The following is a 17,067-nucleotide window of genomic DNA, read 5'->3' as shown; positions in this document are numbered from 1 at the left end:
CGTATTACTGATCTCTACTCATGGATAACAAATGCCGCACCTTTTCGAATCTTCTTTTTTTCAAACAAAGAAATCTCTTTTACCTCTGGCAACGGTAAAAAATGCTTTTCAAGCTCAATCTCCGCAAGCTTAAATGCCTGTTCTTCACTTTGAGCAACAACAACAATCGGAACAATACTATTTACTAACACAGCTTCAAATCGATATAAATCCATATCGTCCCTCCTAAGACGCTATTACTTCTTCTAGCACGTTATTTAACGCTATTTGTAATGTATCTACACCAACACGACCTACAAAATCATAAAATGTTTCAGCTGGTAATTTATTCTCTTTGAAATAACTTATAAATGATGCGAGTACATCAGGTAGATCCTCGCCATCTATTTTTCCTTTTAACTTTTGATTGTAGGCACCGCCATCTAATAATGTTCCACCTACGTATATTTCAAACGCTTCAACAATGCCTTTTTCCTTCGTTTTCATTTTCACACCTTGTAACCCAATGTCAGCAATTTGACGTTGACCACATGAATTCGGGCAGCCTACCATATGAATTCGAACTGGAACATCGAGTGCAATTTGTGTATCTAAGTATTCTGCAATTTTTCGTAATCTTTCTTTCGTTTCTACTAGTGCAAGATTACAATATTCAATACCGGTACATGAAACCGCATGACCAATAAATGATTTCGGGCTAGCAGATATCGCTTCAAACAGCGGTTCACTAAGTAATCCTTTTACATTTTCCGGAGGAACGTTCGGAATAATGAAGTTTTGCGAGTTACATGTACGAATTTGTCCATTTCCATATTGCTTTGCGATTCTTGCAATCTCAAACATTTCTTCTGCATGTAAACGACCTACCGGTACATTAAAACCTACATATTTTAATCCCTCTTGTTTTTGGTCTTGAACACCATAAAAATAGCCTGCATTCCATCCTTTGAGTGCACTTTCCCCTTTACTTTGTAAAGGCCCTGTATACTCTATTAGTTTCTCTTTAAATTTCTCTGCTCCCCAGTCCGCAACAAGAAATTTCAACCGAGCTAAATGACGTTTTTCACGATATCCAAAATCACGGAATATAGTAGCAATCGCAATCGCCACCGCCTTCACTTCTTCTGGTAAAACGAATACATCTAATTCATCAGCTAAATACGGACGGGCTGATAATCCTCCACCTACTTTTATATGAAAACCAACTTTTTTCTCACCATCTATTTCTTTCGTAGCAGGTGTAAATGCAACACAGTTAATCTCTGCGTTTGCTGAGTTATAAATATTAGAACTAATAGACATTTTAAATTTACGTGGTAAATTAGAAAACTCTTCATTGTGCTGGAAGTAATCGTATACTTCTTTTACAATATGCGTTGTATCAAATAATTCATTTGCATCAATGCCAGCAAGCGGATTACCTGTAATATTACGCGTTATATCACCACAAGCCCCCGCTGAAGATAACCCAACTCTTGCTAATCTATTAAAAATATCTGGAATTTGCTGAATTTCTAACCAGTGAAACTGAATCGCTTGTCTCGTCGTAATATCTATTACATCACGTCCATAATCTTCAGCGATAGAAGCAAGCACTTCTGCCTGTGCATTTGTAATAATCCCTGACGGAATATTTACCCGCATCATAAAATAACCAGCTTCTTTTGGACGTTGTAAATACAATCCTGCCCATTTAAAGGCATCCCACTCTTCTTTCGGAATAGATTCGAATCCATTTTCCGCATAGTAAGGAATATCATTAAAAATTTCTAAGCCATCTTTTTCTAATTTATTTTTCTCCGTCTGATTTAATTTTTCATTGTTAGCCCATACTTTTTCATAACTCATTGTTTATCCCCCTATATAAAACTACGCTCTTGTAAATACTTCACGATTTGTTCCGCACATTCTGCAATAGAATATTTGTGCGTTTCTACAATTAATTCCGCTTGTGCTGGCTCTTCATAAGGCGAATCAATACCTGTGAAATCCTTAATGTCACCTTTTCTTGCCTTTTTATAAAGCCCTTTCGGATCTCGTTTCTCACACTCTTCAATCGGACACTTCACAAAAATTTCAATAAATTCATCTGCCGCTAATAAATCTCTTACTTGTTTACGGTCTACTCGAAATGGTGAAATAAATGCTGTAAGGACAACTGTTCCTTGATCTACAAATAACTTTGCCACTTCGCCAATACGTCTTATATTTTCCATGCGATCACTTTCAGAAAATCCTAAGTCTTTATTTAAACCGTGACGAATGTTATCCCCATCCAGCACATAATTTCCAATATTCTTTTCAAACAGTTTACGAGCGACCGCATTCGCTACTGTAGATTTACCCGAAGCTGATAAACCAGTAAACCAAATTACAAAACTGTGATGTCCATTCTTCGCTCTTCTCTCATCTTTTGAAACCGACGCTGTATGCCAAGTAATATTCGTATCCATCTCGTTCTCTCCCTATTCTGTTACTACTGCTTTTTTCAATCCTTTAATTAGTACTTCCACTACTTCTTTACGACTAAATGTACTCGGCGGAATCTCACCGTTTCTTAATAATTCTCTTACTTTTGTACCCGATAAAATAACATGATCTTCTTTTCCGTGCGGACATGTTTTCGTTGAAGCCATCGCTTCACATTTCGTGCAGTAAAAACTATGTTCAAAGAATAGTGGTGTAATTCCTAACTCTTCTATCGTAAAATTCGTGAAAATTTCTTGCGCTTCGTATGTTCCGTAATAATCTCCTACTCCAGCATGATCACGCCCTACAATAAAGTGGGTACATCCAAAATTCTTTCTTACTAACGCATGAAATATTGCTTCCCTTGGTCCTGCGTAACGCATTGCAGCAGGAAATACACTTAAAAAGACACGATTTTTCGGATAATAGTTTTGAAGGAGTACTTCATAGCTTTCCATTCTTACATCAGCAGGAATATCATCCGATTTCGTTTCTCCAACGAGTGGATTTAAAAAGAGACCATCTACAATTTCAAGAGCAGACTTTTGGATATACTCATGGGCACGATGTACCGGGTTTCTCGTTTGAAACCCGACCACTGTTTTCCACCCACGTTTTTTAAATTCTTCCCTCGTTTCAATTGGGTCTAAATGATAAGAAGGAAATTGATTATTTTCAAAGCGTTTTGTTAGAATAATAGTTCCTCCAACGTAAACGTTTGGTCGTTCATATAATTTTTCCACTCCTGGATGAGCCCCATCCGTTGTTTTATATACAAGTAACGCTTCTTTTTCTTTATCTGGTACAAAAATATCTTCTATTTGAATGACACCATATATATTTCCATTGTTGACAAGCTTTACTTCCTCTCCAACTTTCAGGCTTTCTGCGACTTTTTCTGTTACAGGTAATGTAATTGGTATACTCCACACACTACCATTTGCTAAACGAAGCGTTTCTACGACTGAATCATAATCTTCCTTCCCTAAAAAACCAGTAAGGGGGCTATATCCACCTGTCGCCAATAGTTCTAAATCACTTAACGCAATATTGTCTAACTTAATTTCTTTTTCAATTTGTGATACGTCATATGCCTCATCTATACGGTTTACTAATTCGTTTACTATGCTCATTTTTCTATATCCTCTCTTAGCTTTATTTCAAGATTCATCTTATTGGTAATGAAGACCACATTCAGTTTTCACTTTTCCAGCCCATCTACCATCTCTTGAATCGCCACCATCCCCAACAGGTAACGTACATTTCTCACACCCAATACTTGGATAACCAATATCATGCAACGGGTTATACGGCAAGCTATGTTTGTATACATATCGCCAAACTTCTTTCCACGTCCAATGAATGAGTGGACAAACTTTAATAGATTGAAAACGATGATCTTGATTTATAAACTTTGTATGCTTACGTGTTTCTGATTGTTCCCTTCTTAAGCCTGATATCCATGCTTTTTCCACTACTAATGATTTTTCTAAAGGTAAAATTTTTCTAATCTTACAACAAAGATTCGGATTGCTCTCCCACAGTTTTTCACCATGCAACTTCGTCTGTTCATCAAGTGTAAGTTCTGGCTGTTTTTCTATAATATTCAATGAAGGAAATCTTTCCCGCACTTTCCGAATTAATTCATACGTTTCTTGAAAATGAACATTTGTATCCAAAAATACGACTTTAGCATATGGATTTACTTGGTTTATAAGGTGCAGCAATACCATACCTTCCACCCCAAAGCTACATGCGTAGACAATTTCATCTTTATACTCTCCATAAGCCCACTTTAATACTGATAGCGCGCCTTTTGTTTCGTCTTCTTCCGAAAATGAAACAACATTTTCTTCCCACGTTTCATACGTCAACATGTTTTTTCCCCCTGTAAAAGCAAAAAGACGGTTTTAACCTAATGAAAATAGGTTAAAACCGCCTCTAGTTTTTCTAGTCAGCGCTTTTCACTTTAAACGTACTTTTTCACTTTTCTCTAACTGAATTACTTTTCCATCTTGCACAACAATTGTAATTGAACCATATTTCATATCAGCAAGCATCGCTTCAATCTTCTCGGATACTTCATCAAAATGTTCCCGTACACTCACGCAAACAGCCCCCCTTTTTATTCATAAAAAAAATCTTTCCCATTTCGAAAAGACTGTTCGGTAATATATTTTACCTTATCTTTCAAAATGGATCCCATTTTGCTGGATTTAGCACCTTGCTTTCTATAAGCAGGTTGCCGAGCTTCTTCGGGCCAGTTCCCTCCGCTTCTCTTGATAAGCTTTGTATTTGTATTTTATCACAATTCTGATTTTTTTCAATCCTAGTTTTCCGATATATTTTAATTATTTTATTTTATAAAAAAGGAATTGCCCATACGAACAACTCCTTTTCCTATTTAGACAAGCTCTTTAATACGTATGCGATCGTTCCCAATAATATTTTCATATGTTTCACGTTCCACAACTACTTGCGATGTTCCGCCTTTTGCAAAGACAACGGCTGGTCTTCGAATCCGATTGTAATTATTCGCCATCGAGTACCCGTATGCTCCTGTACAGGAAACTGCTAGTAAATCAGAAGCAGCGACTTTCGGTAAATGAATATCCCAAATCAACATGTCTCCACTCTCACAGCATTTCCCGGCAATCGAAACGAGTTCCTCATTCTCATCATTCCCTCGATTCGCTAACATCGCTTCATAACGCGCGCTATATAAAGCTGGTCTTAAATTATCTGTCATTCCACCATCGACTGATACATATTTCCGAATACCAGGAATATCTTTCACAGATCCAACTGTATAAAGTGTTGTCCCAGCATCACCTACAATGCTACGGCCTGGTTCAACCCATATTTCTGGCAATGGATATTCACATACAGTAAATTGTTCTCTCACTGCACTTGTTACAGCTCGCACATATGTCTCAAGAGTTAATGGTGTATCTGACTCTGTGTAACGTATTCCAAATCCTCCGCCTACATTTAACACTTTTACTACATAGTTTGTTTGCTCTCTCACTTCTTCTAAAAATTGGCGAAGAACTTCAATCGCTCGAACAAAACCAGCTGTTTCAAATATTTGTGATCCAATATGTGAATGGATCCCTAGCACATTATAATTTGATTTTTGTAAAGCAAATCCAATTGCCTGCATCGCTTGACCGTTTGAAACGCCAAATCCAAATTTCGAATCATCTTGACCTGTTGTAATATATTCATGTGTGTGCGCCTCTACTCCAGGCGTTACACGAATTAATATGTTCACAAATTTCCCATGTTGCATCGCTAAATCGTGTAAAACTTCTAATTCAAAGAAGTTATCTACGACAAAACAACCGATATTCGCCTGAAGAGCCATCACTATTTCTTCTTCTGTTTTATTATTTCCATGAAAATGAATACGTGATGCCGGAAATCCTGCTTGGAGCGCAGTATATAATTCTCCCCCAGAAACAACGTCTAATGACATACTCTCTTCACGAGCTACTCGGCACATCTCCATGCACAAGAACGCCTTGCTTGCATATGCTACTTGATAAGAGAAACCACTTTCTTTAAAAGCACGATGAAATGCTCGACATTTTCCTCGGATAGACTCTTCATCGTATACATAAAGTGGTGTTCCGTATTGCTTTGCTAGCTGCGTCGTATCGCACCCTCCAATTTCTAAGTGTCCTTGCCCATTAATTCGGCTTGTGCCGTGTAAATACATTTAAATTCCTCCCTTATTTCCTCTAAAACTCATAACCCCAATCTTCTATTCATTGCAGCACGCTTTTAGATAGACAAAAAACGCGCGGAACAATGTTCACACGCGTTTCTTATTAGGAAAAATATATATTGAAAAAATAAACGAGTTGTTATCTCCTCAAAATAAGAAACCGCATCAACATCTCCAAATAGCTCTCCATAAAATAAATCTTATGACAGTACTACATTTATTCAATGCAGTCCCAATATATGAATAAGATGGTTATTCTTATATTTCGGCAATAGTCCCTTTCAACCTATGATCACAGATTCCATTAAATCTCCCATAGCTTACTCTTTCCTATCGCGGCCTCTACCTTTGAGAGTAGATGAGGTAAGTCTATTTAATTTTCAAACATCTAATTGTTGCTATTAACAATACCAAAGGACCATTTTATTTGTCAAACAATTTTTTATATTGTTTTTTTGCAGTTTAATTTCGTATCGTCTGGTAAGCGCTTTACTAATACCTTTGTTACTTCCCATTCGCCTTCTTCGTTATTAAATGTAATCGTTACCTTCTCAAATGGTGGAGCAATTTTCCCAGCAACACGTTCATACTTTGTCACTTCAATACTTGCTTGAAATAAATATGTACCGCTATACACTTTTTTTAAACTAATAATTTTAGGACATTGATAAGGTTTCAAACTTCCATATTGTTTTTCAATTGCTTTATTTATTTTTGGAAATAAAACAGAATAAAGTGCATCTTCCATAAGAGGTGCATCATATTGGGCTACCGACACACTCGGTGAAGTAAAAAGTATAACACTACTGCATGCTATAAAATATAATAATTTTCGCATTATAACCTCCGTATTATCACGCGATTCTTTCTGCGTACGATAATTATCATACATAGAAATTCTGTTTTATTGTCTCCCACCACTCTTTTTCTACTCGATTATTATAAAAAAGCCCACAACCTTCTTTTATTTTCGTATAATGATACTCATAGTATAATAATCATAATAACAAAGGACTGTTCGTATATATAAAATGAGTCGTTAAGCAAACTGACTCTCAAGAACTGTCATGCTTTTTAGGAGAGGAGTATATTATGCTACAACATCTGTTTCCAAAACTGCGATTTGCACTCGTTGCAGTCGTTTTACTATGGATTAAAACATATATTGTGTACAAGCTAGCATTTGATATTAAAATTGATAATTTCTTTGAAGAATTCATGCTTTTTATCAATCCACTAGCTGCGTTACTTTTATTTTTCGGCTTAGCTTTACTTGCATCTAAGCACCGAAACCGAATTATAATTGGAATCAGTTTTATACTGTCATTTATTTTATTTGGAAACGCAATGTTTTATGGGTTCTATAACGATTTCGTTACTTTCCCAGTTTTATTCCAAACAAACAATATGGCTGATTTAGGGACAAGTATAAAAGAACTCTTTACGTACAAAACATTACTTTTATTTGCAGATGCAATTATTTTAATGTTTATTTCGCGTAAATTCCCATCATTTGGCGACAAAACACCACTTTCCCGCTCAGAGAAGCGAACTTTCTTTAGCGGTGTAACAGCTTTATTAGCACTACAAATTGTTGTATCAGTTATTTATAAACCACAAATGTTCTCACGCTCATTTGACCGTCAAACTGTCGTGAAGAATTTAGGTTTATACACATATCATCTATTTGATATTACGCTTCAATCCAAGTCCTCAGCTGAGCGTGTATTTGCAAGTGGGGATGGGTTTTCTGAAATTAAAAACTATACAGACTCAAAAGACAAACAAGTTGATAAAAACTTATTTGGAGCTGCAAAAGGTAAAAATGTAATTTTAATTTCAATGGAATCTACACAAAGCTTTGTTATTAATAAAAAAATAAATGGAAAAGAAATTACACCATTTTTAAATGAATTTATTAAGGATAGTTTCTATTTCGATAACTTCTATCATCAAACTGGACAAGGTAAAACTTCTGATGCTGAATTTATCGTTGAAAACTCACTTTATCCGCTAGATCGTGGTTCTGTATTCTTTACTCATGCAACAAATGAATACACAGCGACACCAGAACAATTAAAGAAATACGGATATTCTTCTGCCGTCTTCCATTCAAATGATAAAACGTTTTGGAATCGGGATGTAATGTATCCTGCGCTTGGATATGATCGTTACTTTAATTTAAATGATTACGCAGGAACGGAGCAAATGTCTGTCGGTTGGGGATTAAAAGATAAAGAGTTCTTTGAACAATCTATTCCAAAGTTAAAATCTTTACCGCAACCGTTCTATACAAAATTTATTACATTAACAAATCATTTTCCATTTCTTCTAAATCCGGAAGATCAATATGTTGATGAATTCAACTCGGAAAGTGGTGTTGTAAACCGCTACTTCCCAACTGTTCGTTACACAGATGAAGCTCTTAAATTATTTATTAAACAATTAAAAGAAGAAGGATTGTATGATAATTCCGTTATTGTCATCTATGGTGATCATTACGGTATTTCCGAAAACCATAACGCAGCTATGGCACAGTTCCTAGGAAAAGATACTATTACACCATTCGATTCTATGCAATTACAACGAGTCCCTCTTATTATTCATGTGCCTGGCCAAGAAGGAAAAGTTGTTTCTAAAGTATCCGGTCAAATTGATATTAAGCCAACGCTCCTTCATTTACTTGGTATTAAAACAAATAAATCCGTTGAATTTGGAACTGACTTATTTATTAAAGAGAAAGACCCGCTTATGGTAATGCGTGATGGTAGCTTTGTTTCTGAAGAGTATGTTTATACAAAAAATATGTGCTACAAAAGAAGTACGGGTGAAGAAGCTGACATGACGCTATGTCAGCCGTATATTGAAAAAGCAAAAACAGAATTAAAACTCTCCGATAAATTAATTTATGGAGATTTATTACGCTTCGATCCTAATAATCGATATAAAACTGGAACGATGACAACGAAATTTGAATAGTAAAGGAAGCAACTTTATACAAGTTGCTTCCTCTTTTTATTTTCACTTAATTTTCAAACCATCCTTCTATGAAATCTTTCACAAATTGGTAATTTCTTTCGTATGAGGAATAAATTTATGGTATGATAAAATAAGTAAACTTTCATACACTAATTAAGAATTTATTACAGAAAGCAAGGGATCAGATTTTGTATAGAGCAGCTATTCCAAACTTATTTACGCTCGGAAATTTATATAGCGGATTTTTATCAATCGGCTATGCATCTTTAGGATATTATAAATCAGCTGCTATTTTAGTACTTATCGGGATGATGTTAGATAGTCTTGATGGTCGTGTTGCTCGTTTATTACGTGTTGATTCACAAATGGGAAAAGAGCTCGACTCGCTTGCAGATGTCGTAACATTTGGTGCAGCACCAGCTGTTTTAATGTATTACACATCTTTCTCAAACTACGGAATCATCGGATTATACATAGCGGGATTATTCCCTCTTTTCGGAGCATATCGTTTAGCACGATTTAATGTAACACCATCTTCTACTTCAATGAAATATTTCACTGGAGTACCGATTACAGCAGCGGGAGGGCTTGTTGCTTTCTTAACATTATTTTCACATACCATTCCAAAAATCGTTCTTATTACCGTATTTGTAACGTTCGCATTTTTAATGGTGAGCCGCATTCGTATCCCAAGTTTAAAAGATGTACCAATTCCACGATATAGCATCATTATTACACTATTTTTAGTTGGAATCATTATTACAATGTATCAAACAGGATTTGGAAATTTTTCTGTTTTCTTATTTATTGCCATTCCACTATATATTTTGTACATGTTATCTCAATTCATTAGACAAAGACCGTCTAAAAAAGCGAATAAAGAAAAATAAGAAAACCTTCCGAGTCCGGAAGGTTTCTTTTTATTTTGTAACTAATACCTTTTGATTTACAGGTGTTACTGGCTCTTCGCCGTTTAATACAGCTAAAATATTTCTGACAGCCATTTCAGCCATCGCATCACGAGTTTCAAATGTTGCATTCCCTACGTGTGGAGCAAGTACTACATTCTTTAATTCTTTTAGCTCTTCTGTAATTTTCGGTTCAAATTCAAACACGTCAAGAGCTGCTCCTTCAATTTCATTCGTTTTTAATGCATGAGCAAGTGCTGCTTCATTCATAATTGGTCCACGTGAAGCATTTACAATATACGCTGTTTTCTTCATCATTTTAAACTGCTCTTCATCAATCATATGATGTAAATTTGGATTATAAGCACAGTTAATTGTAATAAAGTCTGCTGTTTGTAATAATTCTTCCAACATCACATACGTTGCCCCCAGCTCACTTTCAGCTTCAAGCTTACGATTTGGCCCTGTATATAAAACATCCATTCCAAATGCTTTCGCACGTTTTGCAACAGCCTTCCCGATTTCTCCAAGACCTATAATTCCGATTGTCTTACCATGAACTTCTCGTCCTAAGAAAAATAACGGTGCCCATCCGTTAAATCCAGTCGTACGACATAACGTATCCCCTTCAGGAATTCTACGCGCCGCTGCTAAAAGAAGTGCAAATGTTAATTCTGCAGTCGCTTCCGTTGATACTTTCGGTGTATTCGTAACTGCAATTCCTTTTTCGCCCGCATACTTGTAATCAATATTGTCGTAACCAGCACCATAGTTTGCAACAATCTTTAAATGAGGCGCTGCATCAATAACTTCTTTTGGCACCTTTGTCGAAAGTAAACTTAACAATGCATCTTTATCTTTTACACGCTCTGTTAATTCATCTATAGAAATTAACTCCTCTTTATCGTACATTTCTACATCATGATCTTTTAATAGTTCTAATCCAATTTCCGGAATTTTTCCCGCTACTAATATTTTTGCCACTACTAACACCTCTTCTATAGAAAATAAGATATCTCTTATATTTCATTGTAAGAAATCCACATATAAAAACCAAGGAATTTGATTATAGTTTTAAAAATCGACACTTTTCCATGAAAAAAGAGGAGATGCAACTCTCCCCTTTTCTTACGCTTTTTCCTGCGATTCTTTTCCAAGCTTCACATCAATCGTTCCTTCTGCAACCGTATCGCTAATTTGCTCCTCAATAACCGATTGAGATTCAGCATTCGTTTCAGAAGTATAAGCTTGTTGCTGTGCACCTTGTACATTTTGTTTATTTTGTTGTTTCGCCATTTCTTACCCTCCTTTTCATTCTTTCTTATTTTGAACAAAAAGGACGGTTTTCATCAAAAAATTGCGTTTCATTTTGAATTTGTTACTTCTTCTTCAAGCGACCTCATTACTCTTGCTCGCTTCGTAAATGTTGCAACCTGATTAACACCGTGAGCTAGTAATGTTTGTACATTTTCTTGTACATAATTCCCTAAATCATTTGGATAATGGGCATCCGAAGAAATCGTAATTGGAACACCATACTTAGCTAATACTTGTAAATATAGTGGACTTGGGCACATTTCACGAACAGGATAACGATAGTATAATCCTGCATTTATTTCTGTTGCCGTATTCGTTTCTACTAACGCACAGGCAATTTCCTCATAATAAGAAAGCTGTTCATTCTCATCCAATCGATAATTAAATACCTTTATATTATCAAGATGAGCGATAATATCAAATAACTCGGTACGAATCGCACTCTCAACTGTTTTAAAAAACATATCATATAATGCGCGTAGGTCATGCTTCTCAAAATATTCTTTCGTATCTGGATTATCAAATCCCCAGCCATTTAAAAAATGAACGGAACCAATTATATAATCAAAGTCTCCTAGCGCTAATAATTCTTTTAACTCTCCTTCACAACCAATAAAATAATCCGCTTCAATTCCAAGTTTAAGTGTGACACCTCTTTTACTCCATCGTTCTTTCGCCTCTTCAATGACCTTTGTAAAATCATACAGTGAAACTACCCTTACTTGATCTAACCATTCCTTCTGTATACGACCGAGCTTAGAATCACTAATATCTACATATTTTTCATAATATCCTTTCGCTTCATGAAAACGATATAAATGATCAACAATCCCAACTTCTGTTATACCTTTTCGCACAGCTTCTTCTAAATAGAGGTCCATCCATTCTGTTGTAAATGGCCCTTCCTTCACACGCTTTTGCAAACGCTCTTGTGTTTTCATAAGCCAATCAATAGAATGCCTTTCTTGAAGCGGTTCATAACGTTCCAGCGCTTCATTTATTTTAGCAAGCCATCCTATTGAATACGGTCCTTCTTCTAAGTGAAGATGATAATCTACTTTCATATACATTCCCCCTTATAATGTATCTATTTCCCTTCTATCCCCAACTCTCGAAAGCTTTCCATTTCGTTCTTTCACCTCCCGCATGACATCTTCCAATGTAATATTTTTTTCAGCTAATAAAACGAAACAGTGATAAAATACATCAACCATTTCTTTCACTACTTCTTCTTTATCATTATTTTTACATGCGATAATTACTTCAGCACACTCTTCACCAATTTTCTTTAAAATTTTATCTTCTCCTTTTGAAAATAAATAATTTGTATACGATTCAGGAAGTGGGCTTTCCTTTCGTTCTTCAATTGTTTTATACAGCAACTTAAAGGCATTTTCCATATGTATCCCCCTATATAATTTGATAGTGAAAACATGTCTTCTCTCCCGTATGACAAGCAGATCCTACTTGTTTCACATTCACAACAATTGAATCTTGATCACAATCTAAATATAAAGATTGCACATATTGAAGATTCCCTGATGTTTCCCCCTTATTCCATAACGACTGCCTAGAACGAGAATAAAACCATGTTCTTTTCGTCTCTAACGTTTTTTCATATGCTTCTTCATTCATATAAGCTAGCATTAAAACTTCTTTCGTACCTTCTTCGATGACAATTGCTGGTATTAATCCTTTTGAAAAATTAGGTTTCATAACCGCACCTCAACATTTGCATCTCTTAATTTTCGCTTTACACTCTGCACTGTCGCCTCACCATAATGAAAGATGGATGCCGCTAACGCTGCATCAACTGTTGTCTTTTGAAAAACTTCTATAATGTGATCCGTATGACCACAGCCCCCTGATGCGATGACTGGAATGGAAACACTTTTTGAAATTTCTTCTGTTAAACGAAGGTCATATCCGCTTTTCGTTCCATCTGCATCCATACTCGTTAACAAAATTTCACCTGCCCCAAGTTTAACAACACGCTTCGCCCATTCTATGGCATCCATTCCTGTGTCAACTCTTCCGCCGTTGACGTATACGTTCCATTTACCTTCTGCTACTTTTCTAGCATCAATTGCCACGACAATACATTGTGATCCAAAGTGTTCTGTCCCTTCTTCTATAAGCTTCGGGTTTCGCACTGCCGCTGAGTTTATTGAAACTTTGTCTGCTCCAGCTCTTAGTAAATTGTACATATCTTTCACACTTGAAATCCCCCCGCCAACCGTAAGAGGAATAAATACTTTAGCTGCTGTTTTTTCTACAACATCTATAATCGTTTTTCTTCCTTCATGAGTCGCTGTAATATCTAAAAATACGATTTCATCTGCCCCTGCCTCGTTATATGCTTCAGCTATTTCAACCGGATCACCGACATCTTGTAATCCTATAAAATTTACACCCTTTACGACTCGCCCTTCTTTCACATCTAGACATGGAATGATTCGTTTCGCTAACATAACTTCGTTACCTGTAACACTTCTTCTAAATCAATCGTTTTCTCGTAAAGCGCCTTTCCAATTATGACACCATATATATTCATATCATTTAACTTTTTCACATCTTGAATAGATGCCACTCCTCCAGAGGCGATGAGACGAATGCCCACACTTTTTTGAAGTATCGCTAATTGTTCAAAATTTGGACCTGCAAGCGTCCCGTCTTTCGAAATGTCTGTAAACACAATCGTTTGAACACCTAAACTTTCCATTTGTTTCGCTAAACTAACGTAAGAAATTTCAGACAGATCAAGCCAACCTCTCGTTGCTACGAAACCATTTTTCGCATCAATTCCAACAATGATTTTCTCTTTATATAGACGAACTGCTTCCTCTAAAAATGACTTATCATAAAGAGCTGCTGTTCCTAAAATCACTTTTTCTACACCTGCTGACAATAACTTCTCCACCGTTACAAGTGAACGAATTCCTCCTCCCACTTGCACAGGAATACGTACCGCCTTGCAGATTTTTTCAATGACGGGCAAATTTAACGACTCGCCAGCAATTGCACCGTCTAAATCAACAATGTGTAGTATTTCCGCTCCAAGCTTTTCAAATATGATCGCCTGCGCTACCGGATCTTCATTCATCACCGTTTCTTTACTAAACTCTCCTTGATAAAGTCTAACGCATCGCCCTTCTTTTAAATCGATAGCTGGGAAGATTTCCATGCTTCTACCACTCCTTGAAAATTTTTTAATATTTGCATGCCTATTTCGCCACTTTTTTCTGGATGAAACTGTGCACCAAATACATTTCCTTTCGCGACAAACCCTGGTATTTGCATTCCATAATCACTTACTCCGCATACAATTTCATCTGGACAATCCGCGTAATATGAGTGAACATAATACACGAAAGAACCATCCACTAATCCATTCCAAAGCGGAAATTCTCTTTCCTTCCTTAATTCATTCCATCCCATATGAGGAATTTTATACGAAACTTTTAACTTCCGAATTTCACCTGGTAGTAAACCTAACCCGCTACAATCTTTTAGTTCCTCACTTCGTTCAAATAAAAGTTGCATGCCCAAACATATACCGAGGAGTGGTTTTCCTATGTCACAAACTTCTTTTAGTACACACACTAAATCTCTTTCTTTTAATACTTCCATCGCTTTCGGAAATGCACCTACTCCCGGTAGAATCACGCCATCGCTTCTCAATATCTCTTCTTTATCACTCGTTACAATGTACTCTGCGCCAGTATATTTTAATGCTTGCTCTACACTGCGAATATTCCCCATTCCATAATCTATAATGGCAATCAATTACAACATCCCTTTCGTTGAATTTACACCAGTAATGTTGGCATTTTTTTCGACCGCTTCTCTAAGCGCTCTACCAAAAGCTTTAAATAATGCTTCAATTTTGTGATGTGTATTACTTCCGTATAGAACGCGCGCATGTAATGTAATATTGGCAGCATGTGCAACTGCTCTAAAAAATTCTTCCGTCAATTCTGTATCAAAATCCCCGAGCTTCGGATTTGTTAATTCCCCTTGAAATACACAATATGAGCGTCCACTTATATCAATTGCAACAAATCCTAAAGATTCATCCATCGGTACATACGCGGAACCGTAACGATTAATTCCTTCTTTATTTTGCAATGCTTCTTTCAAGCAATTTCCGAGTACAATTCCAACATCTTCAACGGTGTGATGTGCATCGACAAATACATCACCTTCTGCCTCAACTTGCAAACCAAATCTTCCATGTCTAGCAAATAAAGTCAGCATATGATCGAAAAAACCAACCCCCGTTTGAATAGATACACTCGTACTTTCATCAAGCTGCAAACTTAATTTAATTTTTGTTTCTTTCGTCTCACGTGCTTGACTGGACTGACGCATTATTTTTCCTCCTCAAACCTTATTTGGATTGCTCTCGCATGTGCATGTAACCCTTCTTTATTTGCAAGCTCTACAATATGATGCTGTACATTTTTTAATGCTTCCTCTGTATAAGAAATAAAACTTGATTTTTTCACGAAATCATCGACTGATAACGGAGAAAAAAATCTTGCCGTTCCGCTCGTTGGTAATACATGATTCGGTCCCGCCAAATAATCCCCGAGCGGTTCAGGTGCATATGGCCCAAGGAAAATAGAGCCTGCATGTTTCACATAATCTAGAGCATTCATCGGTTCTTTTATATGTAACTCTAAATGTTCTGGAGCAATTTCATTTGATAACTTTAGTGCCTCCTCTAAAGAAGCAACGATAAAGATGGCTCCATTTCTATTTATTGATTCACGTGCAATTTCACTTCTTGGTAACGTTTCTAACTGTCTTTCTACCTCTTTTTCTACTTCTTTAGCTAGTTCCATATTCGTTGTAATACAAATCGCCGTTGCTCTCTCATCATGCTCTGCTTGCGATAATAAATCCGCTGCGATATATTTTGCATTACCTGTTTCATCCGCGACAACTACAATTTCTGATGGACCAGCAATCATATCGATATTTACTATCCCGTATACTTCTCGTTTCGCTAGAGCGACGTACAAATTTCCCGGTCCAACTATTTTATCCACTTTCGGAATCGATTCCGTCCCGTATGCTAAAGCAGCAATTGCTTGTGCGCCACCTATCGTATAAATTTCATCTACTCCCGCAAGATTTGCAGCAGCTACTATATGAGGATCAATTCCCCCTTTCCTCGGCGGTGTTACCATTACAATTTTTTTCACACCTGCAAGTTTCGCCGGCAATACATTCATTAATACTGAAGAAGGATATGAAGCTGTCCCACCTGGTACATATACACCTACATTTTCTAATGGCCGAATAAGCTGCCCTCTAATTATGCCTTTACTTTCACAATCGAAGATTGAATACTTCTTTTGTTTTTCGTGATACGAAACAATGTTTTTCTTCGCCTCTTTTAAAGCTTCTAAAAATGAATTCTCTACAAACATACTCGCTTGCTGTATTTCTTCTTCACTTACACGAAAATCTTTCATCTCTACACCATCAAACTTTTTTGTATAGAAAGATAAAGCCTCATCATTTCCTTCCCTTACATGTCTAATGATTTCTCTTACACTTCTTTGAACAGTTTCTTCTATTATATTAGCGTTTTCTCTTAGCACTTTTATTTTAGATAATGCCTCCTTAAAGTCTTCATAAATGATTTCCATTTTA

General features: G+C 36.3%; 20 protein-coding genes and 2 riboswitches. Of the genes, 2 read left to right on the top strand and 18 right to left on the bottom strand.

Annotation, left to right across the window (positions count from 1 at the left end; translation table 11 throughout):
* Nucleotides 1-14: 14 nt before the first annotated feature.
* From HMPREF2590_RS16535 to HMPREF2590_RS16500, 8 genes are all read right to left on the bottom strand, one after another.
* Nucleotides 15-215 carry a DUF3906 family protein gene (locus tag HMPREF2590_RS16535; protein ID WP_000366913.1) on the bottom strand — a complete coding sequence of 67 codons (201 nt, stop codon included), beginning with the start codon at nt 213-215 and terminating at the stop codon, nt 15-17.
* 10 nt (nt 216-225) lie between these two features.
* A complete protein-coding gene (locus HMPREF2590_RS16530) occupies nt 226-1,848 on the bottom strand; it encodes a nitrite/sulfite reductase (protein ID WP_000119614.1) in 1,623 nt (540 codons plus the stop codon).
* An 11-nt stretch (nt 1,849-1,859) separates the two neighbouring features.
* Nucleotides 1,860-2,453 carry an adenylyl-sulfate kinase gene (gene cysC / locus HMPREF2590_RS16525; RefSeq protein WP_000380492.1) on the bottom strand — a complete coding sequence of 198 codons (594 nt, stop codon included), beginning with the start codon at nt 2,451-2,453 and terminating at the stop codon, nt 1,860-1,862.
* A gap of 12 nt (nt 2,454-2,465) precedes the next feature.
* The gene (gene sat / locus HMPREF2590_RS16520; RefSeq protein ID WP_000029484.1) at nt 2,466-3,602 is read right to left on the bottom strand and encodes a sulfate adenylyltransferase; all 1,137 of its coding nucleotides are present in this window, start codon (nt 3,600-3,602) and stop codon (nt 2,466-2,468) included.
* Between the two features lie 39 nt (nt 3,603-3,641).
* Nucleotides 3,642-4,346 carry a phosphoadenylyl-sulfate reductase gene (locus tag HMPREF2590_RS16515; protein WP_000959011.1) on the bottom strand — a complete coding sequence of 235 codons (705 nt, stop codon included), beginning with the start codon at nt 4,344-4,346 and terminating at the stop codon, nt 3,642-3,644.
* 87 nt (nt 4,347-4,433) lie between these two features.
* Nucleotides 4,434-4,577, bottom strand: a complete 144-nt coding sequence (locus tag HMPREF2590_RS16510; protein WP_000116158.1) for a YezD family protein — start codon at nt 4,575-4,577, stop codon at nt 4,434-4,436.
* Nucleotides 4,578-4,649: 72 nt separating this feature from the next.
* Nucleotides 4,650-4,758, bottom strand: a riboswitch (SAM riboswitch).
* A gap of 115 nt (nt 4,759-4,873) precedes the next feature.
* The gene (lysA, locus tag HMPREF2590_RS16505) at nt 4,874-6,190 is read right to left on the bottom strand and encodes a diaminopimelate decarboxylase (RefSeq protein WP_000280677.1); all 1,317 of its coding nucleotides are present in this window, start codon (nt 6,188-6,190) and stop codon (nt 4,874-4,876) included.
* Nucleotides 6,191-6,370: 180 nt separating this feature from the next.
* Nucleotides 6,371-6,552, bottom strand: a riboswitch (Lysine riboswitch).
* Nucleotides 6,553-6,641: 89 nt separating this feature from the next.
* Nucleotides 6,642-7,037: a DUF3888 domain-containing protein gene (locus HMPREF2590_RS16500; protein WP_001228824.1), complete on the bottom strand. Its 396-nt coding sequence runs from the start codon at nt 7,035-7,037 to the stop codon at nt 6,642-6,644.
* 254 nt (nt 7,038-7,291) lie between these two features.
* On the opposite strand from HMPREF2590_RS16500, the gene HMPREF2590_RS16495 reads away from it, so the two are divergent.
* Nucleotides 7,292-9,178: an LTA synthase family protein gene (locus HMPREF2590_RS16495; protein WP_000939082.1), complete on the top strand. Its 1,887-nt coding sequence runs from the start codon at nt 7,292-7,294 to the stop codon at nt 9,176-9,178.
* A gap of 188 nt (nt 9,179-9,366) precedes the next feature.
* The gene (gene pssA, locus HMPREF2590_RS16490; RefSeq protein WP_000285417.1) at nt 9,367-10,068 is read left to right on the top strand and encodes a CDP-diacylglycerol--serine O-phosphatidyltransferase; all 702 of its coding nucleotides are present in this window, start codon (nt 9,367-9,369) and stop codon (nt 10,066-10,068) included.
* A gap of 30 nt (nt 10,069-10,098) precedes the next feature.
* On the opposite strand, the gene HMPREF2590_RS16485 is transcribed toward pssA, so the two are convergent.
* From HMPREF2590_RS16485 to hisD, 10 genes are all read right to left on the bottom strand, one after another.
* Complete coding sequence (locus HMPREF2590_RS16485) at nt 10,099-11,070, bottom strand: NAD(P)-dependent oxidoreductase (protein WP_001062829.1); 972 nt, start codon at nt 11,068-11,070, stop codon at nt 10,099-10,101.
* Between the two features lie 144 nt (nt 11,071-11,214).
* Nucleotides 11,215-11,382 (bottom strand): YozQ family protein, encoded by a 168-nt coding sequence (locus HMPREF2590_RS16480; protein ID WP_001118880.1) that lies wholly within the window; start codon nt 11,380-11,382, stop codon nt 11,215-11,217.
* A gap of 68 nt (nt 11,383-11,450) precedes the next feature.
* Nucleotides 11,451-12,467, bottom strand: a complete 1,017-nt coding sequence (locus HMPREF2590_RS16475) for a histidinol phosphate phosphatase domain-containing protein (protein ID WP_000861845.1) — start codon at nt 12,465-12,467, stop codon at nt 11,451-11,453.
* 12 nt (nt 12,468-12,479) lie between these two features.
* Nucleotides 12,480-12,803, bottom strand: a complete 324-nt coding sequence (hisE, locus tag HMPREF2590_RS16470; RefSeq protein WP_000426357.1) for a phosphoribosyl-ATP diphosphatase — start codon at nt 12,801-12,803, stop codon at nt 12,480-12,482.
* 10 nt (nt 12,804-12,813) lie between these two features.
* Nucleotides 12,814-13,119 (bottom strand): phosphoribosyl-AMP cyclohydrolase, encoded by a 306-nt coding sequence (hisI, locus tag HMPREF2590_RS16465; protein WP_000803962.1) that lies wholly within the window; start codon nt 13,117-13,119, stop codon nt 12,814-12,816.
* The gene (gene hisF / locus HMPREF2590_RS16460; RefSeq protein WP_000880110.1) at nt 13,116-13,874 is read right to left on the bottom strand and encodes an imidazoleglycerol phosphate synthase cyclase subunit; all 759 of its coding nucleotides are present in this window, start codon (nt 13,872-13,874) and stop codon (nt 13,116-13,118) included. The genes hisI and hisF overlap by 4 nt, the downstream gene beginning before the upstream one ends.
* Nucleotides 13,868-14,587, bottom strand: coding sequence for a 1-(5-phosphoribosyl)-5-[(5-phosphoribosylamino)methylideneamino]imidazole-4-carboxamide isomerase (gene hisA / locus HMPREF2590_RS16455; protein WP_000402298.1), 720 nt, complete (start codon nt 14,585-14,587; stop codon nt 13,868-13,870). Before hisA ends, hisF begins: the two co-directional genes overlap by 7 nt.
* The gene (gene hisH / locus HMPREF2590_RS16450) at nt 14,560-15,189 is read right to left on the bottom strand and encodes an imidazole glycerol phosphate synthase subunit HisH (RefSeq protein WP_000560362.1); all 630 of its coding nucleotides are present in this window, start codon (nt 15,187-15,189) and stop codon (nt 14,560-14,562) included. The genes hisA and hisH overlap by 28 nt, the downstream gene beginning before the upstream one ends.
* The gene (gene hisB / locus HMPREF2590_RS16445) at nt 15,190-15,774 is read right to left on the bottom strand and encodes an imidazoleglycerol-phosphate dehydratase HisB (RefSeq protein WP_001249948.1); all 585 of its coding nucleotides are present in this window, start codon (nt 15,772-15,774) and stop codon (nt 15,190-15,192) included.
* Nucleotides 15,774-17,063 (bottom strand): histidinol dehydrogenase, encoded by a 1,290-nt coding sequence (gene hisD, locus HMPREF2590_RS16440; protein ID WP_000402914.1) that lies wholly within the window; start codon nt 17,061-17,063, stop codon nt 15,774-15,776. Before hisD ends, hisB begins: the two co-directional genes overlap by 1 nt.
* Between the last annotated feature and the right edge of the window lie 4 nt (nt 17,064-17,067).

The organism is Bacillus sp. HMSC036E02, assembly GCF_001836235.1.
Classification (GTDB): domain Bacteria; phylum Bacillota; class Bacilli; order Bacillales; family Bacillaceae_G; genus Bacillus_A; species Bacillus_A cereus.
This window is presented reverse-complemented; position numbering and strand designations above follow the sequence as displayed.